This window comes from Shewanella sp. KCT, assembly GCF_007636505.1.
Taxonomy (GTDB): Bacteria; Pseudomonadota; Gammaproteobacteria; order Enterobacterales; family Shewanellaceae; genus Shewanella; species Shewanella halotolerans.
In genome coordinates, this window is the sequence record NZ_LVDJ01000005.1 from 57,410 (window position 1) to 82,058 (window position 24,649).

The window sequence follows — 24,649 nt, forward strand, 5'->3', positions numbered from 1 at the left end:
GCATAAACCATGACCCTGGTGCGACTCAGTCAGATCCATTTTAACTTTCAGACAGCGGCACAGCCGCTGTTTGAGGATCTCAATCTGAACATAGCTGCCGGCGAGTGTCACCTGATCCACGGCTACACCGGCTGTGGTAAGTCGACTCTGCTCAAGCTGCTGCTGGGGATCCTGGAGCGTCCCTGGGAAGGGGAGCGGGAGATCGCCGAGGGGGCAACCCTGGGTGTGGTGATGCAGGATCCCAATGTGCAGCTGTTGCGCCAGACACTGGGGGCCGAGGTGGCCTTCGCCCTGGAAAACTTAGGCGTCGCCAGCAATGAGATGCTGCTGCAGGTGCGCTCTGCTCTGAGACGGGTCGGTCTCTATATCAGCCTGGATACGCCCATCGCCAGCCTCTCGCTGGGACAGCGCTATCGCCTGATGATCGCCGCCCAGCTGGTGCTCGAGCCTGACCTCTTGCTGCTCGATGAGCCCTGGGCACAGCTGGACGATCAGGGTGTGGTTGAGCTGTCGGCCGTGCTCAATCAGCTCAAGCAGCAGGGCGTGGCCCTGTTGATCGTCGAGCATCACAGAGGCGTCTTCAAGGATCTGGTTACTCACAGATGGCTGCTCAGTCAGGGCCAGCTGCAGGCGTTAGCGCCGGCGGAGTGTGAAGCGACTTCGGAGCAGGTAAGTTGGCGCGAGTCGCCCGCCTGGCCGCAGGGCAGCGCCGTCATCGACAGTCATGGCTTTACCTTAGCGTTTCGTGAGCGCCAGAAGCTGTTCGACGCCGACTCCCTGCTGCTCTTTCCCGGTGAGATTGCCGCCCTGGTCGGCGACAACGGCTGTGGCAAGAGCACCCTGCTCAAGAGTCTGGCAGGTATCCAGGCGGATATCGATCCCTTGGGCATCAAGGTGTTTGGCAAGAAACCCAAGTTGGGACGCTTCGGCGCCGACCTGGCCTTGCTGCACCAGCGGCCGAGTCGGCAGCTGTTTGAAAACACCGTGATCGAGGAGATGCAGTTTAGCCTCAAGCGTTTCGGCTTGCCGCTGGAGCGGGCCATCGAACTCCTGGGGAAACTTGGGTTGACTACATTGGCGCGCCACTCACCTCATACGCTCTCCTACGGTCAGCAGCATCTGATCGCCCTGGCGTCGCTCGCCTGTCTCAGGCCCAAGCTACTGCTGCTGGATGATCCCTTCGCGGGGCTGGACGACCATTTCACCGGCAAGATAGTGGCGCTGCTCATCGAGCTGAGCCGTCAGGGCACCGCCCTGGTGATCGCCAGTCACAGGCCGATTGCGGCGCTGCCGGTGGATCGCCTCTGGCGGGTGGCTGATGGTCGCCTCGAGACCCTCTCAGCCTCGCTGGGAACAGCGCAGCAGGCGTATTCACGTGTGGGCTAGACGCGGCGTGCGCGCGCCTGGAGTGCGCCGTGCTAAACGCCACTTCGCGGTCAACGATACCCGCTGGTGCGCGCTCGCCATCCTGCTCGCCCTGGGGCTCTCCAGTTGCGCCTTTCTATTGCCCCTGTCATGGCTGCATTACCTGGGCCTGGCAAACTTGCTGTTACTGGTACAGGGGCGTTACCTGGGCGGTCGGCTCAGGGGACTGCTGGTGATCTTCTTAAGTCAGTTGGCGATCACTAGCCTGCTCTATCTGCTGTTGCACGGAGTCGAGCGCCTGCCCGAGGGGGTTATCGCCGTGTGCCGCATCTTGATGGCCATGATCCCCGGCTGGTGGCTGTCGGTGGCCTGCTCGCCCCAGCGTATCGGCGAGGTGCTCAGTTTCTGTCTGCCCCACAAGTGGGCCTTCGTGCTGGCCGCCTGTTTCGGCATCTTGCCTTACCTGGGGCAGGAGACGCGGGAGATCTATCAGATGCAGGTGATGCGCGGCGCCAACATTCGTCTCAAGTCGTTGTGGCGACCCAAGCATTGGCGTGAGCTGATCTACTGCGTGCTCTATCCGCTGCTGATCCAGCTATTAAAACTATCCAAGCAGATGGCCACAGCGGCCAGGCTGCGCCAGTTTGGTTGTCATCCCAAGCCGACCCACTGGCCCTACTAGTGAGAACCAAGCATATGAACAATAAAGGATTCAACCTAAATGACGCCCTGTTTATCGGCTTCTGTGCCACCCTGCTGGTGGCGCTGAAGGGGATGCTGAGGCTAAAGCTGGGGCTGTCGGGACATTCCATGTTCCTGATGAGCTTCTTCTACCTGATCTGCTACGGCACTGTGGGTAAACGCGGTGCCATCAGCTTGTGTGGCCTACTGGCTGGCATGATGGCCATGACCCTGGGCGTTGGCAAGGGCGGTCCCTTCCTGCTGGTAAAGTTTGGCCTGCCGGCCATCGCCATGGATATCTGCCTGCTACTTCTGCCCAGCCTGCTGGCGCTCAAGTGGCGCTGCATCATATTGGCGCTGGTGGGCACCCTGGCCTGGGCCAGCAAGGGCCCAATCGAGGGGCTGCTGGCGGGGATGAGCACCCAAGTCGTGGCGCTGCAGTTCGGTAAGAGTCTGCTGTTTGGCAGCTTCTTTGCCCTGTTGGCGGCCATGTTGGTGCCGCCCGTACTGGAGCGACTGCGCAGCCACGATCTGATTGATAGAGAGGAGATATAAGCATGGTGAGAGCATCTGGGTTGAGATCTTGGTTGGTGTGCATCGACGATACCGACGATATCGGCACCAAGGGAACCGGGGAGATCGCCGAGGAGATAGCGCATCTGCTGAGCGACAATCACCTGAGTCGCTGCGCCTTCGTGACCAGGCATCAGCTCTATGTGCACCCTGATATTCCCTACACCTCACACAACAGCGCCATGTGTTTTCAGGTGCGCACCGCTAAGTCTCAGAATGAGATATTAGCAATAGCCGTGGCTCATCTGCGTAGCGAGAGCGCGGCGGCGGCCGACCCCGGCATCGCCCTGCTGGATCTGCAGCATTCATGCAATCGTGAGGCGCTCATCGCCTTCGGCGAGCAGGCCAAGGAGGAGGTGAAGACCAAGGCGCAAGCCTACGCCCTGGCCGAGCAGCTTGGCATACATCTGAGCGAACATGGCGGCACTGGGCAGGGGGTCATAGGCGCCCTGGCGGGCCTAGGGCTGAGACTGCAGGGCAACGATGGTCGCATCAAGGGGCAGTTTAACCTTCCCGGCCTAGAGGCGGGCGAGGTGTCACTCTCGGTCGGTGAGGTGATCGAGCTGACCGGGGTCGACCGTGTGCTCAGCGATAGCGGCGAGCAGCTCTGCTTCAAGACGCCCCTCTATCTGTCTGGCAAGGTCAAGGCCGTCTATCGGGATCATCAGGTCTCTCTACTGGTGTATGAGGATCAGGGCCGTTGGCGCAACGCCCTCAAGCAGCAGCTGAAACACTATTAATGGGCCACACCGTTAAGTCGATGAGGAGCAAGATGCAGCAAGCATTTGAACTACGTCAGGGGCATTGGCAACTGACCCTAGCAGGGGAAGACTATGCCGCTTCGCGGCAACTGGCGGCGGGGTGCGACGGCTTCATCGCCGACGATGAAGACGAGCAGGTCGATGATGTCGAGCGCTCCTGCGTCAATTGTGCCCGGCGTCGTTGGTTGATCGGCGCCATCGAATGTACCTTCTTGTAGCAGTATATTAGTCTTTGCTTTACAAAAACTTGTCTCACTTTTAGAGGTTGGCAAAGGGAGAAAAGTCGGCATTGAGCCCGAAACTATCCTCGCCGGCCTCTGGTGATCTCCAGCGCACAGGCATACTATTAACCTTTATATCACAATGTTTTCACTGGCAATCGCACCGAAGCTAAGGGATTTAGACTAGGCTAGAAAGGAGCGGAAGCGAAAACCGGGTGATTTTTTGGGAACGCGGTATGACCGAAAGTGTGAACGAAAAAGCGGATGTCATGAAGGTGCCAGTGCCAAATTTGGCGCTGGGTATGTATGTTGCGGCTATCGATCATCAGGGAAGAGTCAATATCACCAATCCGGGAAAGATTAAAGATCGACAAGCCATAGATAAGCTGGTGCGCAATGGTATCGAGTATGTCTGGGTCGACGTAGAAAGGTCGGCGCCAGAGTGTGGCCTCAGGCCGAAACAAGAGCCTGAGAAGATAATACGCCTGACCCGGGATCAGTCCCAGGAGAAGGCCAAACGCCTGATGAGCGAGGCGAAAGATCTGGTCAAGAAGGTCTTGTCCGAGACCTTCGAGGGCAAGGCGGTCAAGGTAGAGCCCTTCGAGGCACTGGCGGACAAGATGCTCGAATCCGTCATGCTCGATGCCGACGCCTTCAAGTGTATCTCGGCCCTGCGCTCCAAAGATGCCTACCTGCTGGAACACTCCATCAATGTCGCCTTCCTGCTGGTGACCTTTGGTCGCTATCTCAAGCTTAAGCGTAGCGTGCTCAAAGAGTTGGCGGTGGGCGGTATCTTGCACGATATCGGCAAGGTGCGCGTCAATAATCGCATATTGCACAAGCCGGGACGCCTGACGCCTGAAGAGTTTGAGCATATGAAGCTGCATCAGGTTTATGCCAAGGAGATCCTGGCGGAAACCACTGGCCTGTCGCAGATCAGCCGCGACGTCTGCCTGATGCACCACGAGAAGCTCGATGGCAAGGGCTATCCCAATGGTCTGCAAGGGGAGGAGATCTCCCTCCATGGCCGCATGAGCTGTATCGTGGATATCTTCGACGCCCTGACCGCGACTCGCTGCTACAAGGAGGCGATGAGCCCGGCCGCCGCCTTTAAGATTCTCCTCAGCCTGACCCCCTTCCATCTGGATGAGAAGCTGGTGTATGAATTTATTCGCTGTGTCGGCATCTACCCTGTGGGTTCACTGGTGCAACTCTCCGACGGACGGATTGGCATAGTCTGGGAGGCGAAAGACAGAGATGCCCTGCATCCCGTGCTCAAAACTTTCTATTCGGTGAAGCATAAGCATTACACCGAGGTGACCATGGTGGATCTGCTTAAATCGGATCTCTTCATCGAGCGCGGCGTGTCGCCCAGCAGCCTGGATGTGGACCCAACGCCTTTCTACTGATCAGGCATCAAGGTTTCATAGGATTTGCGCGCTGGCTAGCAGAAGTCCCCTGTGCTGCTGTATGGCGCGTCGTGGGCGGTTACACTGGTGCCAATCTCTTACCTAAACTGGCTTAACTCATAGATGAACAGACGAGAATTTATCCTGGCCGGCGGCGCGGTGTTCGCCGCCGGTCTCTCCTCTAAGCTATTTGCCGCGAGTCCGACTTCGAATCAAATACAGACGCATTCCCCGTCGGGTGAGAAAACCCAAGCGAGGCTCAGGCGCGGAAGATAGAGACGCTCACCGAATATCAATGGAACAGCGACGCCGACAAGGATCCCTACGCCGTCATAAGTTAGTCGATTTAGTGCTTAGCCGATTCAGCTATTTGTTAGTAAAAACGGATATTTGCTGAGATTTCGGCGCCAATAAATAATAGCCACTCGATCATTTCGCCAGACCATTTGGTTAAACATAGGAGGCAAAGATGAAGAAGTGGCTAGTGCTTTTATGTTGCGCCTTCCTGTTGGCGTCCTGGCTCACCACAGGGCTAACCCGCTCCCTGGTGGAGCTGGCGGCCTTTGTCACCATGGTAACCCTGGTGTGGCGCTACAGCGTCTCAGCTAAAGTTGACGATGTAGAGCAGAGAACCCGCGCCGATAATCAGCCAGAGCAGTAATCCCAGGGCCATCGGCCGCATTCCCGCCTGGCGCATCTTACCTATGGTGATCCCCGCGCCGATCATAAACAGACACAGCACCAACACCCGCTTCGACAAGGCAAAGATGCCGTCATACAACACCTGCCCCTGGGGCACCAAGTGCGCCAGCAGTATGGCGAGACAGTAGAAGAGGATAAAGAAAGGCACGGCGATCTTGCGTCGATTGCCCCCAAACGCCATGGCACTCACCAGCGCAACCGGCACTATCCACAGCGCCCTGGCCAGCTTGAGTGTGGTGGCGGTGCGCAGCGCCTCGTCGCCATAGGCCGAGGCGGCGCCTACGACCGACGAGGTGTCGTGGATGGCGATGGCGCTCCACACCCCAAAATGATACTGACTCAGCTGCAACAGATGCCCGAGGGCCGGAAACAGAAACAGGGCGATGGAGTTGAGCACGAACACGGTCGCCAACGCTATGGCCGTATCCTGGCTGTCTGCCTTGATGGCCGGGGCCACGGCGGCGATGGCACTGCCGCCACAGATGGCGGTGCCCGAGGCGATCATATGGCTCAGCTTGGCATCGACTCTGAGCAGCCTGCCCAAGGCCGTCCCCAGCAGCAGGGTGAAGACGATAGAGCCTAAGATCAGCCCGATATTTTGGCTGCTAGCGCTGATGGCGGCGTCGAGCTGAATACCGAAGCCGAGACCGATAATGGCGTAGGCCAGCAGCTTCTTGGTCAGGGCGCCGATGTCCAGATTGTGGGGCACCAAACCTAGGCTGGCCAGGGTGAAGCCTATTACCAAAGCGATGGGCGATGAGATCACAGGCGTCAGGCAGAGGGCGCCGGCGACAAAGAAGATCGCCTGAGCGGGGTGAAAGGGCCACTTTTGAAACAATGCTTTCATCGGTTCCATATCTTGTTTAACCAGATGGGCAGGTATTATCCTGCCCACCGTTTTCGAATGCCGGGTGTTTTACCACAGAATCGAGCCTATTAACCTTACCTATGTCAGGTTTCGCCGCGCCGTCTTGTGCTGCGCCACATGCCTCGACTCAAAATCAACGCCAAGTCTAGGGCTAGCTCAGCAGGAGCAGGCTACCCAGGCCGAGGAAGATGAAGAAGCCCACCACGTCTGTGACCGTGGTGAGGATCACCGAGCCCGCCACCGCAGGGTCGATACGCATCTGCTTTAGCACAAAGGGAATAACCGTGCCAGATGAGGCCGCCGCCAGGCTGTTGAAGACGATGGCCACGAAGATGATGCCCCCCAGCGCCAGGGAGGAGAACCACCAACTGACCACCACACCTATGAGGGCGCCCAGTAGCACACCGTTGAAGGCGGCGATCTTCAGCTCCTTGTCCAGCAGCAGGGTGAGGTTGCTGCGCTTCAAGTGGTTCAGGGCAATACCCCGCAGGGCCACCGCCAGTGTCTGACTGCCGGCGATGCCGCCCATGCTGGCGACCACCGGCATCAGTATGGCCAGGGCCACCACCTGTTGCAGGGCGTCGCCAAACAGGCCGATCACCCAGGAGGCGAGAAAGGCCGTCAGCAGGTTGGTGGTCAGCCAGATGGCTCGCATGCGCGCCGCCACGCCAACCGGGGTGAAGAGGTCTTCCTCATCCTGTGGGGTCTCTGATACCAGCACCTCCAGGCTTCGCTCCTTGAGGCGGTGCATCAGGGTCGACAGGGCGATGGCGCCGATGATCTTGCCACCTTTCTCCACCGGCACCCATGCAAAGCCCGCCGCCGGATTAAACTGCTGCGCCGCCTGGGTGATATCCAGCTCGTCGCCTACGGCCTCGAGTTCGGTGAGACACTCAGACAATGGCGTGGCGGGATCCTCGCGATAGAGCTGCTCAAGTGTGCAGCCGCCGTGAAACTGCCCCTCGGCATCGACGCCGTAGACGGCCACATATTCCCGCTGTTTCTGTTTGTTCAGGCGCTCCAGCACCCGGCCGACGGTGGCGGTTGGGCGCGAGCGCAGAATATTGTTGTTGAGGTAACGGCCGACGGCCTCATCCTGGTAGCTCAGCGCCTGCTGCATCTGCTCCGTGGTGAGAGCTTCTTGCTGATCCAGATAGTCTTCGACTATGTCGCCGGGCAAGATCTCGGCGAAGGTGAGGATATCTATCTCAGAGATGCGCCGTGCCAGTCCCTGTAGCTGCTCTGGGCTGAGCAAGTCTAAGACGTGGCGGGCGGTTTCATAGTGCAGCAGGTGCAATATGGGCCAGCCGCGGTCTATGGGGATCTTGCGGCAGATGGGCGAACGATACTGGTCGCTCACCGACTCCAGCAGGTCGGCCAGGTCGGCATCGGAATAGTCGCTGATAAAGCCGAGGGAGGGCAGCTCCTCCGCCTCGGGATGGCTGACAATGTCGATGACGCGGGCGAGTAAATCGTCTCTGGCCGCCTGATCGGTTTGTGCTGTTGGGTCTGGCATTGTCATAGGGGATGTCCTTGGTTGAGCTTGGGGGACAGTGTAAGGGAAAGCCGTTAACTAAACCATTGAAACGCTGACCTTTGGTCGGCAAAGGTGTGGTGAGTGCCTGCGATAACAGGCACTCACTGGCTAACCGTTAATCAGAAAACTCTGGGAGGGGTCCACCAAGACGCGATCGCCCATGGCCTCGCGGCCCAGCAGCATCAGATAGGTCATGTCCTGGCGATTGCTCAGGGTCAGCTCTATGGGCCACTCATGCTCTCCCAGCTTGAGGGTGGTCTCAATCACGCAGCGCTGCTCTACCTCGCCGTTGGAGGACTTGATGCGGCGAGAGTCGCGCACCGGCGCCTTACAGTGGACTATCTGCTCCAGGTCATACACGTCTGGATGCAGATCGAAGGCGACATAGGGGCGCCCGCCCACCTTGATCCGCTTGAGGTTATCCACGTGCAGGGCGGAGGTCTTGGCGCCCGTGTCGATGCGCACCTGCAGATCCTTGATGCCCAGATCCGGCAGATCGCAGGCCTCTAAGTTGCCTATGATGATCTTGTTCATCGCTTGTATCCCTTAATGTCTCGGCCGCCCCTAGATGGTCTGGGTGGTCAGCGGCATTATCTGATCGTTCATTATCTCAATATGTTCCGCCACCTCGTCGGCGGCGCTACCAAAGTAGGCCACATGGAACATGGCGTCTCCCTCCAGCACCAGGGGGATATTCTGTTTGCCTATGACGATACCCGTGCGGTTCGATACCACGCTCTGGATCAGCTCGCCCAGTGGGCTGTTGATCTCCGCCAGTACCTGGCCCTTCTCCACATAGGCGCCCAGCTTGGCAAACTCGCACACAAAGCCACTGGCCGAGGCGCGGGTCCAATCACTGCGGTTAGCGATAAAGGGCTCTATCTTCTTGCGCAGGCGGCGTTTACGGATCAGCCCAAGTGACGATAGCACGTTGAGGATCCCCCGCTCGCCTGTCTGTATCGATAGCTCGTCGAATCTTAGCGCCTGGCCTGCCTCATACAGCAGTACCCGGGTGCCCTTGTTCACCGCGGCTTCCCGCAGCGAGCCGTCGCGCACGTTGGCGTTAAGCAGCACAGGCACGCCGAAGGCCTGGGCCAGGGCGAGGGTCTGCTCGTCATCCAGGTTAGCGCGGATCTGCGGCAGGTTAGATCTGTGGATCGCCCCGGTATGCAGGTCGATACCATAGTCGCAGTGCTGCACTATGCTGTTTAAGAAGGTGTACGCCACCCGTCCGGCTAGCGACCCCTTGGGCGAACCGGGAAAACAGCGGTTAAGGTCGCGCCTGTCGGGCATGTAACGGCTCTGATTCAGCACTCCATAGACATTCACCATGGGCACCAAGATCAAGGTGCCCTTGAGCAGCTTGAGCTTGCTCTGGATCAGCCGGCGGATGATCTCGATACCATTGAGCTCATCGCCATGCACCGCGGCGCTGACAAACACCTTGGGGCCATCTTTCTTGGCCCGGATCACATGCACAGGTATCGACACCTGAGTGTCCGTATACAGGCTGGCCACCGGGAGTTCAAGCTGGTGCTGGGTGCCGGGCTGGATGTCGACACCCGCTATGGTAAGTGCTTCGCTCATTTAGCCTTTTCCGCGCGTTCTGTTGGCGTTGGGTTTCGCCTTCTTCTCAATAAATTCATAGATCAGTCCGGCCACATCCTTACCGGTCGCCTGTTCTATCCCTTCAAGTCCGGGCGAGGAGTTCACCTCCATCACCACTGGGCCGTTGTTCGATTGCAAGATATCCACACCACAGAGATTGAGCCCCATCGCCTTGGCGGCGTTGAGGGCCGTCGCACGCTCATCCTTAGAGAGGCGCACCAGCTGGGCCACACCACCACGGTGCAGGTTAGAGCGAAATTCGCCCTCGGCCGCCTGACGCTTCATGGCCGCCACTACCTTATCACCCACCACGAAGCAGCGGATATCGGCGCCGCCCGCTTCCTTGATGAACTCTTGCACCAAGATGTTGGCCTTGAGACCCATGAAGGCCTCGATCACGCTCTCGGCCGCCTTATTGGTTTCGGCCAAGACCACGCCTATGCCCTGGGTGCCTTCCAGCAGCTTGATCACTAGGGGCGCGCCGCCCACGTTCTTGATCAAATCCTGGATCTTGTCAGGCTTGCTGGCAAATCCGGTACGTGGCAGGCCGATGCCCTTGCGCGACAGCAGCTGCAGGGATCTCAGCTTATCGCGAGAACGGCTGATGGCCACAGACTCGTTGACGCAGAAGGTGCCCATCATCTCAAACTGGCGCACCACGGCCGTACCGTAGAAGGTGATCGACGAGCCGATGCGAGGGATCACAGCATCATACTTAGGCAATACCTTACCCATGTAACGCACGGTCGGATTGCTGCTGGTGATATCCATGTAGCAGTGCAGTGTATCTATGATGTCCACCTCGTGGCCGCGCGCTTCGCCGGCTTCTTTCAGGCGTTGGGTGGAGTATAAGTTTTCGTTGCGAGACAAGATTGCAATACGCATCTCTACTTCCTTAGTGTAAATCTTTAAGTAATTAAAAAATAATGCTTGTAAATTCAAAGTGATTGTTGGCCTCAGTGCGAACAATCGACAGCGACGGCGCTAGGCGTCGCGTGGGGGTGAGGTCACCTAAGCACGGCGCGCGGCCAGCAGAAAACCTCAGTTGGCTTAACTATAGTCATAATTGGCCACCACCGTGGCGCCGCTGACTTTTTTCCTTGGTTTTCATTCGATTGTCTGAGGTTTTCCATCGCCTGTTTAGGGCGCGACCTTATTGATAAACCCCACGGGAGAAAAGCTAATTTTTTTTGTCGTGACCACAAGGGATTTTATTGCTGAACCTAAGGCTTGGCGGGAGTGTTAGCTATGCTGGATTTGACTCACTTTGCAGTGCCGTGCAAGTCACACTTTTGGCTGATGTTCGGAGATTGCTTGCTAGGAGTAGACTAAGGCTGGCGTGAAGGATAAGGTTTATTGATGTGCTCACAACTAGGTTAATTTGATCGTCAGTTTTGCGTATTGTGATGCATATAAGGATTACGCGTTTCCTATTTAATGGGAAGCATTGCAGATCTCGCCATTTCCTTTAAATAAGCGGATCTCGTTTTGGGGTAGCTTATTTTTCCTTGTTATGCAATGCCATTATTGGCATAAATATCAGATACTTAAAAATTTGTTGCGATCTGTATTAGGTGGTAGTGATTTACATTGGCGGCATTCTCGCTAATCAGCGTTATGAGCTCTCACCTACCTCATTCAGGTAAAAGGACTAAACATGCAGACAATTGATGTTTTTGGTGTATCAAATAGCGATATTGCGTCGTACATTACAAGAAGTGATGTCGATGATAGATTTCTTGAAGGGTTAAGCCGCAATAAGCACATTATCGTTTTTGGCGCATCGAAACAGGGCAAGACAGCTCTGACTAATAAGCACCTTAATGAAAGTCAGTTTATTAGAATTAACTGTTCACCAGATACAAAACCTCTAGATATTTATAAATCAATACTTCGCCAGCTTGGCGTAGAATTTGAAGAAGAGAAGGCTACCACTTCAAAAATTGGAGGGGCAGTAAGTGCAGGTTTTAAAGCAAAAGTAAAAATTCCATTTGCTACTGAAGTCGAACTGAATGGAAAAGCCTCAGGAGATGGAAGCAATCAAGAGCAGATTAAGTATAAACCGGTAGAATACAATCTTGCTCTTCCGCAAGACATATCAGAAATACTTAAATCAGTTAACTTTGCGAAGCGAATTATTTTGGAAAATTTCCATTATCTTGACGAAGATTCGCAGAAAGAGATGGCTTTCCACCTGCGTGTTTTCGAAGATTATAATATTCTGTTTATCGTGTTAGGGATTTGGCGAGAAAAAAATAGGCTTGCACAGTTTAATGGTGATCTTCAGGATAGATTAATAGAAGTCCCTGTCGAGCCTTGGAAAAAAGAATACTTTGAAGAGGTTGTAAAAGCAGGTGAGGGACTTCTAGGAGTTTCATTTGCGAATGTTATAAATGACATTATAGATAACTCCTTTGATAGCATTGGCGTATTTCAAGAGCTGTGCAAAGAGTGTTGTATCGCTGCTGGCATAGAAAATAAACAACAGAACGTCAAGCTAATTTCCCCCGCTAATTTAGAAGCTGCAAAAACTAGGAAAGTTGAAGATTATTCTGGGCGCCATATTCGAAGCATTGAAACTTTTGTTGAACAAAAAATAAAAAAATCAGACGAGATTCCTTTATATGTTGCTTATTACTTCATTAAATATCTATTCTCACTGGATGCAGTTGATATTGAAGGTGGCTTAAGGAGGCAAGATATTCATTCTGGTATACAAGCAATTCACCATAGACCGGATGATGTTAGGCCTTCTGATATGAGTTATTTTTTGCACAATATGACCGCAAATCAAATAAAGAAAGATATTATTCCTCCGCTATTTGATTACGATAGAAGTACACGAAAGTTAAAGGTCATCGATTCCACTCTATATTTTTTCCTTAGGAATGTTGATACAGAAGAGTTATTTGAAGAATTTGATATTCCAGAGGGTATATAGCTCATAACAAGGCGCTGCTGTCGGACAAATTTTCCACAGCGCTCCAAATTTGCCGCAGAGCGCGGCGTTAGCCGATATCTCCACAAGATGAGTACCAATTCTCATCGCAGTAGCATTAAAAAGGCCAGACATCTGTCTGGCCTTTTGCTGTTCTCTCAATCAAGCAACAAGCGTATTAACGCATGGTGACGAACTCTTCGGCGCCTGTGGGGTGGATGGCGACCACGGCGTCGAAGTCGGCCTTGGTGGCGCCCATCTTGATGGCGACGCCGAAGCCTTGCAGTATCTCATCCATGCCGTAGCCGATGCCGTGGATGCCCACGACCTTCTCCTCTTTTCCGGCGCAGACTAGCTTCATCTTACAGGCCTGACGGTGGGCGGTGACCGCCGTGTACATTGAGGTGAAGCCCGAGTTATAGACCTTGACGTTCTCCTCTCCATATTGGGCGATCGCCTCGGGTTCGGTGAGGCCCATGGTGCCTATGGCCGGGTGGCTGAATACCACGGTTGGCACCAGGCTGTAATCCATCTTGGCATCTGTCATGCCGTTAAACAGACGCTCAGACAACAGGCGGCCCGCCTTCACGGCAACCGGAGTCAGCTCTATGCCACCTTCGATGATGTCGCCGACGCAGTAGATGCCCTTGGCTGTGGTGTTCTGCTGGGCATCGACTACCACATAACCTTTGTCGTTAAGCTTAACGTCTGTGTTTTCCAGGCCGATCTTGTCGGTGGATGGACGACGGCCGATGGCCCAGATCAGGGTGTCGATCTCATAGCTCTCGCCATTTTCCAGCTTGAGGGTCAGTGAGCCGTCGGCGTTCTTGGTGACAGATTCTGGAATGCTGTGGGTGTGCAGGCTAGGGCCGTCTGTGGCCATAGATTCCATCAGGGCTTCGCTCAGCATAGGGTCGAAGCTGCGCAGCGGTGCGTGCTTACGTACAAACAGGTGAGTCTCGCTGCCCAGGGCATGGAGTACACCCGCCAGCTCGACGGCGATATAGCCTGCGCCGACTACGGCCACACGCTTAGGCTGCTCGTTGAGGGCGAAGAAGCCGTCTGAGTCGATACCATATTCGGCGCCCGGAATGTTGGGAATGGTTGGGGTGCCGCCGGTGGCGATCAGTATATGGTCGGCGCTGTAGTGCTCGCCATTCACCTCTATGGTGTTGTTGTCGACGAAGCGGCCATAGCCACGCACCAGGGTGACCCCGTTGCTGTCCAGGCCTCTGTCGTAGGCGCCGTGGATGCGCTCTATGTAGGCCTCGCGGCTCTCGACCAGCTTGCTCCAATCGAACTTGTTGACCGATACGTCGAAGCCATAGTCTTTGGCGTACAGGTGCATGGCCTCGGCGACTTGGGCGCCATACCACATGACTTTCTTAGGGACGCAGCCGACGTTTACGCAGGTGCCACCCAGTGCCTTGGCTTCGATCAGCAGTACCTTGGCACCGCGCATGGCCGCACGGTTGGCCGAGGCGATGCCGCCGCTGCCGGCGCCTAAACAGATATAGTCAAAATGTTGAGCCATCTTTTTCTCCAAATTCGAAGGATTGCATATGGGGGTCATTGTAGGGGTAAAGCGACAAGCAAACCAGAGGCGTGTGCGCCCTTTAGCAATAGACCCGCGTCAGGGCGTATGACTTTCAAATGAGTTTGCGTTTAGCGTCGATACTGGCACCTATGGTGATCGCTCTGGCTCGGCCCCTCGGCGCCGCATTTCATGCAGACCCATTCGCTATGGCGGGCGCGAAGCTCCTTGTCCTGATAGCCGTAATCCTGTTTCGCTTGCCGCTTGAGACTCTTCTCCAGATGCGACATGCGCTTGTCGAGCCAGCGGCAGCTGGGGTCGTCGGCCACATGCTGGCGACTGGCCAACTGCTGTTTGCGGCTTAGCTGTTTTTGACTTAGTTTCTTAGTGCGTTTCTGTTTGGGCTTTTGGGTGGATTTCTTATCCCGGCGTGACTTGGGCTGCGTCGGGCTGGCGCGATAGTTAAGGGCGCCTGTGGGGTTGTCAGGGATGACGAGTGGATTGCCCTCGCTGTCCAGCGCGCCGTCGGCGGGCAGGGTGATCGTCTCGGAAGCTATCGCCTTAGAGTTTAGCGGCGCGTTTTTATCTTGAGCCTGCGTGGCACAGGTGAATAGCAGCGAGAGCGCGATGGCGCTTAAGGTGAAATAGGTAAGCGTTCGATAGTGGGCAGACATTCCGTGTCCTCCAGGTCAGGGCTAGCACTCCTTGCCAGCCTTAGATAAAGCTAGTTCATGGCGAGCCAGCTTTCAATGAAGGACACAATCTTGGCTGTCGGTTTCAGGTTAGAGTCTTAGCACCTTGAACCTGGAACCTAGAGCACTAAAAGCTAGAGCCCTAGAAGCTGAAGGTGAGGTGCAGACCCGCGTAGGTGTTGTTGAGGCTCCCCTTGGCGTCTGGGTTTTCCTGCTTAATATCTTCCTGGGCCAGGGTGCGGCTCAGGTGGCCCGAGAGTACCAGGCGGTCGGCCAGTTGATATTGGGCCTCGAGACCAAACTGAAAATGGTTAGGGCCGTTGTGCGCTTCGGTCACATATTGGAAGTCGAATGCCTGGGTGACATAGGGCGTCAGTGTGAGTCTGTCTGAGACAGGCCATTCGCTGTGCAGGCTGGCCTCGACAAAGTAACCCGCCGCCTCGGTGGAGTAGGTGTAGCTCAGCGAAGGGGTTAACCAAGCGATGCCCGTGTATTCCAGGGTGGCGAACAGCTCGTTGTCGCCGCAGCGCTCATCGCCGTAGGCCTCGATGCGCTGGTAACCCAGGGCGGCGCTGAAGTTGTCGCCAAACTCGAAGCCATATTCCAGTCCCATGTTCCACTCTATGTAGTATTGGCTATCGCCACGACCGACAGTGGTAAACAGGGTGAGATCGTCTATCTGGACGGCGGTGGTTGCCCAGTAGATACCGCCCTTGTCTAAGTTGTTGCGCCCCTCTGAGATATACTTCGAGTCCCAACCCAGGTCGAGGATGACGTTGGTATCCGGGCCTTCACTGTGGCTGATGATGTTGTTGATATGCGAGTCATCGACAGTGCCGGTTATGGCCTGGTCGGCGGCGTTGGCGGTACCGGCCAGCAGTAGGCCGATAATACAAGAGTGGCTGATCAATCTGTTCATGGGTGTAACACTGAAATAAGTTTGGGATCGGGATGAATAGTAATGGGTTAAATATTAAACATAAATGAGAATTGGTTGCATTTGCGATCCGCTTGGCAATATCTGTGTTGTAAATGTGAAGTAAATATAGCCTTGTTCTAGATCAAGGTTTTTCCTCCAGGCTGCTGCTAGGTCTTACTTCTAGGTCTTCACTGTTAGGTTTATAAACCTAGCTGTTAAATCCTGGGTTTAGCTCTCTTCGGCGGGCTAGTTTGTTAAAGATGCTTGAATAGTCGCGCCGTCGCCCATATGTAACTTCAATACCCTAAGATTGACGAGGACAACAGATGAGTAACCCTTTGCTAAGCGGCAGTGAATTACCGCCATTTTCGCAAATCAAACCCGAGCATATTCAGCCAGCCGTCGAGCAGGGGATTGCTAATTGTCGCCAGAAGATCGATGAGGTGCTCGCCAGTGGCGGTCCCTTCACCTGGGATAACCTGATCGCACCGCTTGAGCAGGTGGATGACGAATTGAGCCAGATCTGGTCGCCCGTGTCACACATGAACTCTGTGCTCAGCACAGATGAGTGGCGCGCTGCCCACGATGCCTGCCTGCCGCTATTGTCGGAATATGGCACCTATGTGGGTCAGCATCAGGGGCTGTATCAGGCCTATAAGGCGCTGAAGGAGTCCGACGAGTTTGCCCAGCTGAGTCAGGCGCAGCAAACCAGCATCACCCACAGCCTGCGTGATTTCGAGTTATCTGGCATCGGATTGAACGATGAAGATAAACAAACTTATGGGAAACTGGTTAAACGTTTATCTGAGTTAACCAGTAGCTTCTCTAATCAGCTGTTGGACGCCACCCAGGCCTGGACCAAGTTGGTGACAGACGAGCAGGAGCTGGCCGGTCTGCCCGAGTCTGCTATTGCCGCAGCCAAGGCGATGGCCGAGGCCAAAGAGCAGCAAGGTTGGTTGTTTACCCTGGACTTCCCCTCTTACCTGCCCGTGATGACCTACAGCGACAACCGTCAGCTGCGAGAGGAGTGCTACCGCGCCTTCGTGACCCGCGCCTCGGATCAGGGTCCTAACGCCGGTGAATTCGACAACGGTCCGCTGATGGATGAGATATTAGATCTGCGTCATCAGCTGGCTAAACTGCTGGGTTTCGATAGTTTCGCCCATAAGTCGCTGGCGACCAAGATGGCCGAGTCGCCTCAGCAGGTGTTGGACTTCCTCAACGAGTTGGCGGCCCGCTCTAAGCAGCAGGGTCAGAACGAGCTGGCCGAGCTGACTGCATTCGCCGAGAAAGAGTTTGGCGTGAGCGAGCTGGCCCCATGGGATCTCACTTATTATGCCGAGAAACTCAAGCATCACAGATACGAGATCTCCCAGGAGCTGCTGCGTCCTTACTTCCCTGAAGATCGTGTGCTATCAGGCCTCTTCTATACCGTGTCGCGCCTGTTCGGCCTGACGATAGAGGAGCAGGAGCATTTCGACAGCTGGCACAAAGATGTGCGTTTCTTCCATATCAAAGATGCTAAGGGCGAGCACAGAGGCAGCTTCTTCCTGGATCTCTATGCTCGCGAGGGCAAGCGTGGTGGCGCCTGGATGGACGATTGCCGCGTGCGTCGTCAAACCGCCCATGGCCTGCAGAAGCCGGTGGCCTACCTCACCTGTAACTTCAACGCCCCGGTCAATGGTAAGCCAGCGCTGTTTACCCACGACGAGGTGACGACCCTGTTCCACGAGTTCGGTCACGGCATACATCATATGCTGACCAAGATAGACGTGGCGGGTGTATCAGGAATCAACGGTGTGCCTTGGGATGCGGTGGAGCTGCCGAGTCAGTTCATGGAGAACTGGTGCTTCGAGGAGGAGGCCCTGGCCGAGATCTCCGGACACTTCGAGACCCATGAGCCGCTGCCTAAGGCCATGCTAGATAAGATGCTGGCGGCGAAGAACTTCCAGTCGGGCATGATGATGTTGCGTCAGCTGGAGTTTTCCCTGTTCGACTTCCGTCTGCACCTGGAATATGACCCGGCAGAGGGTGCCCATATTCAGGCCAAGCTGGATGAGGTGAGAGAGCAGGTTGCCGTGGTGAAGGCCGCCGATTTCAACCGTTTCCAACACAGCTTCGCCCATATCTTTGCCGGTGGTTACGCCGCGGGTTACTACAGCTACAAGTGGGCCGAGGTGTTGTCGGCCGATGCCTTCTCTCGCTTCGAGGAGGAGGGGATCTTCAATGCCGATACCGGCCGCAGCTTCCTGGAAAATATTCTCGAGATGGGCGGCAGCCTGGAGCCGATGGAGCTGTTTAAACGCTTCAGAGGCCGTGAGCCACAGATCGACGCCCTGCTGAGACACTCGGGCATTCAAGGCTAATGCCTTGTTCTAATTAGTCTAAACATACGAGAAAAGGCCAACCCCATGATATGGGTTGGCCTTTTTTATGGGCTAGTGCTTGGTATTAATAAGCGCCCGCACTATAGGTCAGCTCATAGCTGTGGCTGTAGATCTCTAAGATGTTGCCGAAGGGATCTTCCATATAGATCATGCGGTAAGGCTTCTCGCCTGGGTAGTAGTAACGTGGCGCCTGCATGCGCTTCTTACCGCCGGCGGCGACAATCTTCTCCACCAGGCCTTCGAGATCCGGGTCCTGCACGCTGAAGTGGAATACCCCCGTCTTCCAATATTCGAAGTTGTCTTCCGGATTCTGCTGGTTGGCAAACTGGAATAGCTCGACGCCTATCTTGTCGCCGGTAGCCAGGTGGGCGATGCGAAACGAACCCCATCCCGCGCCGAAGACGTCGGTACACATCTCGCCGATGGCGCTGGCATCTTCAACAATTTCTGTGGGTTTCATGATGAGATACCAGCCCAACACCTCAGTGTAGAAGGCGACGGCCGCATCGAGATCCGGCACCGAGATGCCTATGTGTGAGAAGGTTCTTGGGTAAGCTGGGTTGTTCATGCTGTGCTCCTGTTGGTGAGTTGGGCACAGATTACAAAGTGAACTAAATTATGTAAAATTATCAAAATTAATCATTTTGAGTACAAAATGTGATGATGAATCCCATCTGGTTACGCAGCTTCTGCACCCTGGTAGAGCTGGGGCATTTCACCCGCACCGCCGAGCGCCTGTATATGACTCAGTCTGGTGTCAGCCAGCATGTGCGCAAGCTGGAGGAGCAGCTAGATACCCAGCTGCTACTGAGAGAAGGCAAGAAGTTTTCCCTGACCCACGCCGGGCGTCAGCTATATCAGCAGGGGCAGGCGATACTGCAATCCTTGGCTCAGCTTGAGCAGGGGATCAAGCAAGACCCGCCCTTCGCCGGAGAGGTACGCCTGATCTCCCCCGGCAGTGTCGGCCTCAAGCTGTATGGTGAGCTGCTTGAGCTGCAATGCGTCCATCCCGAGTTGTCGCTGGATTATCGTTTCGCCTCCAACGCCGGGGTCGAGCGCGCCATCGCCGCCATGGAGGCGGATATCGGCCTGATGACCCGCCAGCCGGAGCTTTCCGAGGTGCAGGCCGAGGCGATTGCCGAGGAGCCGCTACTCTTAGTCACGCCAGCTAGCCAAACGTCTCTCTCCTGGGAGGCCTTGCTACAGCTGGGCTTTATCGCTCATCCCGATGGCGCCCATCATGCCAAGTTGCTGCTGGGGGCTAACTACCCTGAGTTCGAGCACTGCGATCAGCTGCCTAACCGGGGCTTTTCGAATCAGATAGGCTTGATATTAGAGCCTGTGAGCCGAGGTTTGGGCTTTAGCGTTTTGCCCGCCTATGCGGTGGAGGCCTTTGCCCGCCAGGATAAGGTAACCGCTCATCAGTTGCCAGTGGCCGTCAGCGAGACTATCTATCTTTGCCGTCGACGTCAGGCCGTGCTGCCGAGACGGGTCGATTCGCTCAGCGAGGCCATTAAGGCCTGCCTGGCTTAGCAAGTGAGTAAGGCCTGTTTGGCCTGGAAAGATCTGGCCTAGAAAGATCAGGTTTAGAAAGCGAGCGAGACCGGCGGTTTCACCGGCCTCGCAGTTGGTATTAAGGCGTGTAGTAGGTTGCCGCGCCTGGGCCAACCGGCAGGCCGAGGGCAAACACCCAGATGAAGAAGAAGCAGGTCCAACCGATGAAGAAGACGATAGAGTAAGGCAACATGGTGGCGACTAGGGTGCCTATGCCGAGATGCTTCTTGTATTGGGAGGCCACCGCCAGGATCAGGCCGAAATAGCTCATCATTGGGGTGATCAGGTTGGTGACCGAGTCGCCGATACGATAGGCGGCCTGAATCGTCTCTGGGGCGTAACCCACCAACATCAACATGGGCACGAAGATAGGCGCTGTCACCGCCCACTGGGCGGAGGCGCTGCCCAGCATCAGGTTGATGAAGCCGCACATCATGATAAACAGCAGGAACACCAGCGGGCCCGTGAGGCCGATGGCGTTGAGGGCATCCGCCCCTGCTACCGCCAGTACGGCGCCCAGGTTAGTCCACTTGAAGAAGGCGACAAACTGGGAGGCGAAGAACACCAGCACGATATACATACCCATGGTGCTCATGCTGTGGGACATGGCGTCGATCACGTCTTTATCCCGCTTCATGGTGCCCACTACCTTGCCGTACACCAGGCCAGGAATGGCGAAACAGATGAAGATGAAGGCCACTATCCCCTTGAGGAAGGGCGAACCGGCGACCAGCCCCGTCTCTGGGTGACGCAGCGGCGCGTTTTCCGGCACCACAGAGAGCGCCAATATGCCGCCCAATACTAAGATAGAGAGACCGGCCATCTTCAGGCCCTTGATCTCCAGCGGCGTGACGCCATCCATCTTCTGGTTGTGCAGATCTATGCTGGCCTCGCTGGGATCATATTTACCCAGCTTGGGCTCGACGATCTTCTCCGTGACCAGGGCGCCGAGAATGGTGATGACGAAGGTCGAGGCGAACATGAAGTACCAGTTGACCTCTGGGCCCACTAAATAGTCGGGGTCGATCATCTGCGCCGCCGCTTCGGTGATGCCCGACAGCAGAGGATCCACCGTGCCCAGCAGCAGGTTGGCGCTGTAGCCGCCGGAGACACCGGCGAAGGCCGCCGCCAGACCCGCCAGGGGATGGCGCCCGAGGGAGTGGAAGATCAGCGCCGCCATGGGGATAAGCACCACATAACCCAGCTCGGCGGCGGTGTTGGAGACGATACCGGCGAAGACTATGGTGAGGGTCACCAGACGCTTGGAGGCACCCATCACTAAGGTACGCATCGCCGCCGACAACAGGCCGGAGCGATCGGCGATGCCGACCCCCAAGAGGGCCACCAGTACAGTGCCTAAGGGAGTGAAGCCGGTGAAGTTGGTCACCAGGTTGGAGACTATCATCCTCAGGCCTTCGGCATTCATCAGGCTGACCACGTGGATCAGGCCATCTTCGCCGCGTCCCGCCGCGCCGACCGGACGGGGATCGTTTACCGTCAGTTCGAAATAGCCGGCGATGCCGCTGATCACTATGACGGCGGCGCAAAACAGGGCGAAGAGAGTGATGGGATGGGGCAGGAGATTACCCAGGTGTTCGACCAGGTTGAGAAAGCGGACGAAGACGCCCTTCTTGGTCGTCGATGGTGTCGGGGGCTGACTGGCCACCAGACCATCTTCTTGGTTGGAGCTCATGGTGTTTCCTTCATCTTGGGCATCTGGGTGCCCTTATCATTTTGACCGCCTGTAGGCGGAGTGTTAGCACTTTATGATGAAGGAGTTGCTTTAACTGAAGCTTAATTTGCCATAATTGCCCACCCATAGCGGGTTATGGCGAGTGGTTAATGGAGAGTACTGAAAGTAATAGTGGCGGCTTCGTTCAGGCAAAAAAAAGCCCAGCTTAGTCTAAGCGGGCCAATGAAAGGATGATGATTGAAACCAAAGCCCAACTAGGGAAGATTGGGTTGCCTCTTGGTTGATTAAGATAATAGCTCAGGCTGGCTGTACGAATACTGAACAGGTGACACCTTGAAAGGCCAGTGTAGTGATTGAGTGGATGTCGGTGAAAAAGGGAACAACGGCCCGGGGTGTCCTTTTGCCTGCAAGGCCTGATCTCACTGGTCAAACTCTGCGCAACTAGCAGGCTAGGTTTGAATGCGGGGGCGACAGTGTCTATGAAATACGCAGCAGATCGACCGCTTTTTGCCCTAACGTCTCGCTGATCGCCGATAAAGCCTGTCATTTTGACCCTTGGCTTGGGGGATGATTTTGATGCGGCAATATTGCATCAATCTATATAATATTGTTTTGTATCGCTATTTATCTTTGATTCGCCGCTTGTTGTGCTTTTTAGTGCGCGCCGAGTTAAAAGCGGTGAAGCTAGGTGAAAAGGATGCTTTTAGCGCAAAAATGGCGTGATAAATATCATTTTCGGTGAAAAAAGATGAATATAGCAGCAACGCCTTGCCGAAAATGGCACTGATAAATTGCTGGAAATCATCGCGAAAATCGGTGAAGCTGGTGCGTTAACTAACGAGATATAAGAATAACTATAGGGAAGGAACTCAAAGATGGAAGGTTTGCTGTTAGGCCTTGGCCTAGTCGTTATTATCACCTACCTCTGGTATGTCAGCCTGATCAAGAAGCGTAACGCCGTGCGTGAAGCCTTGTCGGGTATCGATGTGCAGCTGAAGAAGCGCGCTAACCTGGTGCCCAACATCCTCAAGATTGCACAGAAATTTATGGATCACGAGAAGTCGCTGCTGACGGAGATCACCGCGCTGCGTACTCAGGTGACCGCGGGCTATGATCTTAACGATGCCGCCGCCATCAAGGAACATCTGGGCCTAGCCGAGCAGCTCAACAGCAAGATGGGCCAGCTGATGGTCAGCGTCGAAAACTACCCCGAGCTCAAGTCTGACAAGACTATGGTGCAGGCGATGGCGACCTATAGCGAGGTCGAAGAGCATATCTCGGCGGCCAGACGTTTCTACAACGCTGCCGTGTCTGAACTCAATACCGCGGTGGAGATCTTCCCCGGCTCAATTATCGCCTCTATGGCCAAGGTCAAGGTGATGCCTTTCTATGAGGCCGATGAAGCGTCTAAGGCGCCGATCGACGCATCCGATTACCTGAAGTAAGCCGGGTTCAGATGCCATGAACCCCATCAGCTTCATCCTCGGGGCGCCGATTAAGGCCCAGCGTGAGCCGCAACGCCTGCGGGCGGACCCCGAGGAGTTGGTACAATTTAAGGCTTATTATGAAGAACATATCGAGCCGCTTACCCGTAAATTTGAAAACCACAGGGTTGCCAGCCTCAAGGCGCTGCGCGGGCGTATCTATACCAGCTTAGGGATCCTCCTGGGTCTGGCGCTGCTGATCTTTATCTTTAGTATGTCCGGTTACCTGGATATCCCCTGGGTCTTCTTCATCGTGCTGTGCCTTCCCTTTGGCTGGTGGAGCTACCGTCCGCTCAAGCGTTACAAGCGAGATGTGAAGCAGGAGGTATTTCCCAAGATCTTCCGTTATTTCGGCCCTGACTTTATCTTCAGCACCAGCCATAACATGAGCCTGACTCAGCTTAAGCGTTCTAAGCTGTTGCCCCACTACGACAACGCCTCATTCGATGACTATGTGCAGGGCACCCATAAGGGGGTGGAGATTGCCATCAACGAGCTGTGTCTGACCAAGCAGGTCAAACGCGAGAAGAGCACGGAGACAGAAACCGTCTTTCGTGGCGTCATGGTGCAGCTCAGCAGCCACAAGAGGTTTAAGGGCCATACCGTAGTGGTGAAGAACCGCGGCGGCCTGGTGAATTTCCTCTCCAGCAGCTTTAAGAGCCTGAGCCGGGTCAAGCTGGAAGACCCCAGATTCGAGAAGCAGTTCGATGTCTTCTCCAGCGATCAGATCGAGGCGCGCTACCTGCTGACCCTAGGTTTCATGGAGCGTCTGCAGTCACTGGCCAACCTGTTTTCCGGCAAGATCCAGTGTGCCTTCTACGAAGACAAGCTGTTGATCATGTTGCAGAGCGGCGACAATCGTTTCGAGCTGGGCTCTATCTTCAACGGCGCGACCTTCGAGTACGAATTTAGCCAAATTAACCGAGAGATGAAGCAGCTTTTTGCTATGATTGAAGTACTTAAACTCGATCAGAACATTGGATTCTAATGCCTAGCCGTGCTTGTCTTGCGCCTCATTTTGTTCAAAAGCTGCTGTGCCTCTGGTTCGGCCTGGCGCTGTGTCTGCCATTAGGTGCCACCGAGCAGGCACAGAAGCCGCGCTACAAGGCGAGCTATTCTAAGCATGGCATCTTAAGCAACGGCGATGCCCCGCGCCTGGATGAGACCGATGACAGCAAGATCAAGGTTTATCAATATACCCAGGCCAACGGCGTGGTGGCCTTTGCCGACCATGCTCCGGGCGACAGCGAGTTCAGGGTTTTGTTATACGAGTGCTACGCCTGCAAACCCGACTCAGCTCTCGACTGGCAGAAGATGCCGCTGTTTAGCGCCGAATATGATGAGTTGATCTCACGGGCGGCCAAGACCCATGGGCTGGACCCTGCGCTTATCCGCGCCGTGATCCACGCCGAATCCGCCTTCAACGTATTTGCCCTGTCGCGCAGTGGTGCAATGGGCTTGATGCAGCTGATGCCGGGTACTGCCAAGGCGATGGGGGTGAAGAATCCCTACCGGCCCGAGCAAAATATCGACGGCGGCGCCCGCTATCTGGCCAAGATGCTGGCAAGGTTCGACGGCAATATCGATCTGGCCTGCGCCGCCTATAACGCCGGCCCTACCACAGTGACTCAGTACAAGGGGATCCCGCCCTATCCGGAGACCCAGGCCTATGTGAAACGGGTCAAGATACTGCTGAAACGCTATCAGAAGCTGGGGTAGATGA

Annotated in this window: 23 protein-coding genes; 13 read left to right on the forward strand and 10 right to left on the reverse strand. The window is 55.5% G+C overall.

Going from position 1 to position 24,649, the window contains the following annotated elements:
* Window positions 1-9 precede the first annotated feature (9 nt).
* The 7 genes from AYI87_RS08860 (at window position 10) to AYI87_RS08895 (ending at window position 5,671) form a co-directional block, all read left to right on the forward strand.
* Window positions 10-1,386, forward strand: a complete 1,377-nt coding sequence (locus AYI87_RS08860) for an ATP-binding cassette domain-containing protein (RefSeq protein ID WP_144201335.1) — start codon at window positions 10-12, stop codon at window positions 1,384-1,386.
* A gap of 7 nt (window positions 1,387-1,393) precedes the next feature.
* Complete coding sequence (locus AYI87_RS08865; RefSeq protein ID WP_144201754.1) at window positions 1,394-2,047, forward strand: energy-coupling factor transporter transmembrane component T; 654 nt, start codon at window positions 1,394-1,396, stop codon at window positions 2,045-2,047.
* A 14-nt stretch (window positions 2,048-2,061) separates the two neighbouring features.
* Entirely contained in the window at window positions 2,062-2,601 is a 540-nt protein-coding gene (locus AYI87_RS08870; RefSeq protein WP_144201337.1) for a core component of ECF transporter, read from the forward strand.
* A 20-nt stretch (window positions 2,602-2,621) separates the two neighbouring features.
* Window positions 2,622-3,359: a DNA-binding protein gene (locus tag AYI87_RS08875; protein ID WP_144201756.1), complete on the forward strand. Its 738-nt coding sequence runs from the start codon at window positions 2,622-2,624 to the stop codon at window positions 3,357-3,359.
* 32 nt (window positions 3,360-3,391) lie between these two features.
* Window positions 3,392-3,598, forward strand: coding sequence for a hypothetical protein (locus AYI87_RS08880; protein WP_144201339.1), 207 nt, complete (start codon window positions 3,392-3,394; stop codon window positions 3,596-3,598).
* Between the two features lie 239 nt (window positions 3,599-3,837).
* Window positions 3,838-5,010 (forward strand): HD-GYP domain-containing protein, encoded by a 1,173-nt coding sequence (locus tag AYI87_RS08885; protein ID WP_144201341.1) that lies wholly within the window; start codon window positions 3,838-3,840, stop codon window positions 5,008-5,010.
* 469 nt (window positions 5,011-5,479) lie between these two features.
* The gene (locus AYI87_RS08895) at window positions 5,480-5,671 is read left to right on the forward strand and encodes a hypothetical protein (RefSeq protein ID WP_144201343.1); all 192 of its coding nucleotides are present in this window, start codon (window positions 5,480-5,482) and stop codon (window positions 5,669-5,671) included.
* On the opposite strand, the gene AYI87_RS08900 is transcribed toward AYI87_RS08895, so the two are convergent.
* The 5 genes from AYI87_RS08900 to rimK all read right to left on the reverse strand — a co-directional run bounded on the left by AYI87_RS08900 (window position 5,612) and on the right by rimK (window position 10,610).
* Entirely contained in the window at window positions 5,612-6,559 is a 948-nt protein-coding gene (locus tag AYI87_RS08900; RefSeq protein WP_409928967.1) for a YeiH family protein, read from the reverse strand. The two genes, AYI87_RS08895 and AYI87_RS08900, sit on opposite strands and share 60 nt — an antisense overlap.
* Before the next feature lie 172 nt (window positions 6,560-6,731).
* Entirely contained in the window at window positions 6,732-8,102 is a 1,371-nt protein-coding gene (locus AYI87_RS08905) for a magnesium transporter (RefSeq protein WP_144201347.1), read from the reverse strand.
* Window positions 8,103-8,225: 123 nt separating this feature from the next.
* The gene (locus tag AYI87_RS08910; protein WP_144201349.1) at window positions 8,226-8,651 is read right to left on the reverse strand and encodes an ATP-dependent zinc protease; all 426 of its coding nucleotides are present in this window, start codon (window positions 8,649-8,651) and stop codon (window positions 8,226-8,228) included.
* Window positions 8,652-8,681: 30 nt separating this feature from the next.
* A complete protein-coding gene (locus tag AYI87_RS08915) occupies window positions 8,682-9,704 on the reverse strand; it encodes a succinylglutamate desuccinylase/aspartoacylase family protein (protein WP_011867459.1) in 1,023 nt (340 codons plus the stop codon).
* The gene (gene rimK / locus AYI87_RS08920; RefSeq protein ID WP_011867458.1) at window positions 9,705-10,610 is read right to left on the reverse strand and encodes a 30S ribosomal protein S6--L-glutamate ligase; all 906 of its coding nucleotides are present in this window, start codon (window positions 10,608-10,610) and stop codon (window positions 9,705-9,707) included.
* A 772-nt stretch (window positions 10,611-11,382) separates the two neighbouring features.
* Between rimK and AYI87_RS08925 the strand changes: the two genes are divergently transcribed.
* A complete protein-coding gene (locus AYI87_RS08925; RefSeq protein ID WP_144201351.1) occupies window positions 11,383-12,666 on the forward strand; it encodes an AAA family ATPase in 1,284 nt (427 codons plus the stop codon).
* A 175-nt stretch (window positions 12,667-12,841) separates the two neighbouring features.
* Here AYI87_RS08925 and gorA read toward each other — a convergent pair whose 3' ends face one another.
* The 3 genes from gorA to AYI87_RS08940 form a co-directional block, all read right to left on the reverse strand.
* Window positions 12,842-14,197, reverse strand: coding sequence for a glutathione-disulfide reductase (gene gorA / locus AYI87_RS08930; RefSeq protein WP_144201352.1), 1,356 nt, complete (start codon window positions 14,195-14,197; stop codon window positions 12,842-12,844).
* 131 nt (window positions 14,198-14,328) lie between these two features.
* A complete protein-coding gene (locus AYI87_RS08935; protein ID WP_144201354.1) occupies window positions 14,329-14,871 on the reverse strand; it encodes a hypothetical protein in 543 nt (180 codons plus the stop codon).
* 160 nt (window positions 14,872-15,031) lie between these two features.
* Window positions 15,032-15,808, reverse strand: a complete 777-nt coding sequence (locus AYI87_RS08940; RefSeq protein WP_144201356.1) for a hypothetical protein — start codon at window positions 15,806-15,808, stop codon at window positions 15,032-15,034.
* Window positions 15,809-16,134: 326 nt separating this feature from the next.
* Between AYI87_RS08940 and prlC the strand changes: the two genes are divergently transcribed.
* Window positions 16,135-18,174 (forward strand): oligopeptidase A, encoded by a 2,040-nt coding sequence (prlC, locus tag AYI87_RS08945; RefSeq protein WP_144201358.1) that lies wholly within the window; start codon window positions 16,135-16,137, stop codon window positions 18,172-18,174.
* Between the two features lie 85 nt (window positions 18,175-18,259).
* Here the strand turns inward: prlC and AYI87_RS08950 are convergent, their stop codons facing one another.
* Window positions 18,260-18,763 carry a lactoylglutathione lyase family protein gene (locus tag AYI87_RS08950; protein WP_144201360.1) on the reverse strand — a complete coding sequence of 168 codons (504 nt, stop codon included), beginning with the start codon at window positions 18,761-18,763 and terminating at the stop codon, window positions 18,260-18,262.
* A 92-nt stretch (window positions 18,764-18,855) separates the two neighbouring features.
* Between AYI87_RS08950 and AYI87_RS08955 the strand changes: the two genes are divergently transcribed.
* Window positions 18,856-19,728: a LysR family transcriptional regulator gene (locus AYI87_RS08955; protein ID WP_144201362.1), complete on the forward strand. Its 873-nt coding sequence runs from the start codon at window positions 18,856-18,858 to the stop codon at window positions 19,726-19,728.
* Between the two features lie 100 nt (window positions 19,729-19,828).
* On the opposite strand, the gene AYI87_RS08960 is transcribed toward AYI87_RS08955, so the two are convergent.
* Complete coding sequence (locus AYI87_RS08960) at window positions 19,829-21,442, reverse strand: AbgT family transporter (RefSeq protein ID WP_144201364.1); 1,614 nt, start codon at window positions 21,440-21,442, stop codon at window positions 19,829-19,831.
* Window positions 21,443-22,317: 875 nt separating this feature from the next.
* Between AYI87_RS08960 and AYI87_RS08965 the strand changes: the two genes are divergently transcribed.
* The 3 genes from AYI87_RS08965 to AYI87_RS08975 are packed head-to-tail and all read left to right on the forward strand — an operon-like array spanning window position 22,318 to window position 24,645.
* On the forward strand, window positions 22,318-22,887 hold the full coding sequence (locus tag AYI87_RS08965; RefSeq protein WP_144201366.1) for a LemA family protein: 570 nt from the start codon (window positions 22,318-22,320) through the stop codon (window positions 22,885-22,887).
* A gap of 16 nt (window positions 22,888-22,903) precedes the next feature.
* Window positions 22,904-23,914, forward strand: a complete 1,011-nt coding sequence (locus tag AYI87_RS08970) for a DUF3137 domain-containing protein (protein WP_144201368.1) — start codon at window positions 22,904-22,906, stop codon at window positions 23,912-23,914.
* Window positions 23,914-24,645, forward strand: coding sequence for a lytic transglycosylase domain-containing protein (locus AYI87_RS08975; RefSeq protein ID WP_144201370.1), 732 nt, complete (start codon window positions 23,914-23,916; stop codon window positions 24,643-24,645). The genes AYI87_RS08970 and AYI87_RS08975 overlap by 1 nt, the downstream gene beginning before the upstream one ends.
* Window positions 24,646-24,649: the final 4 nt, after the last annotated feature.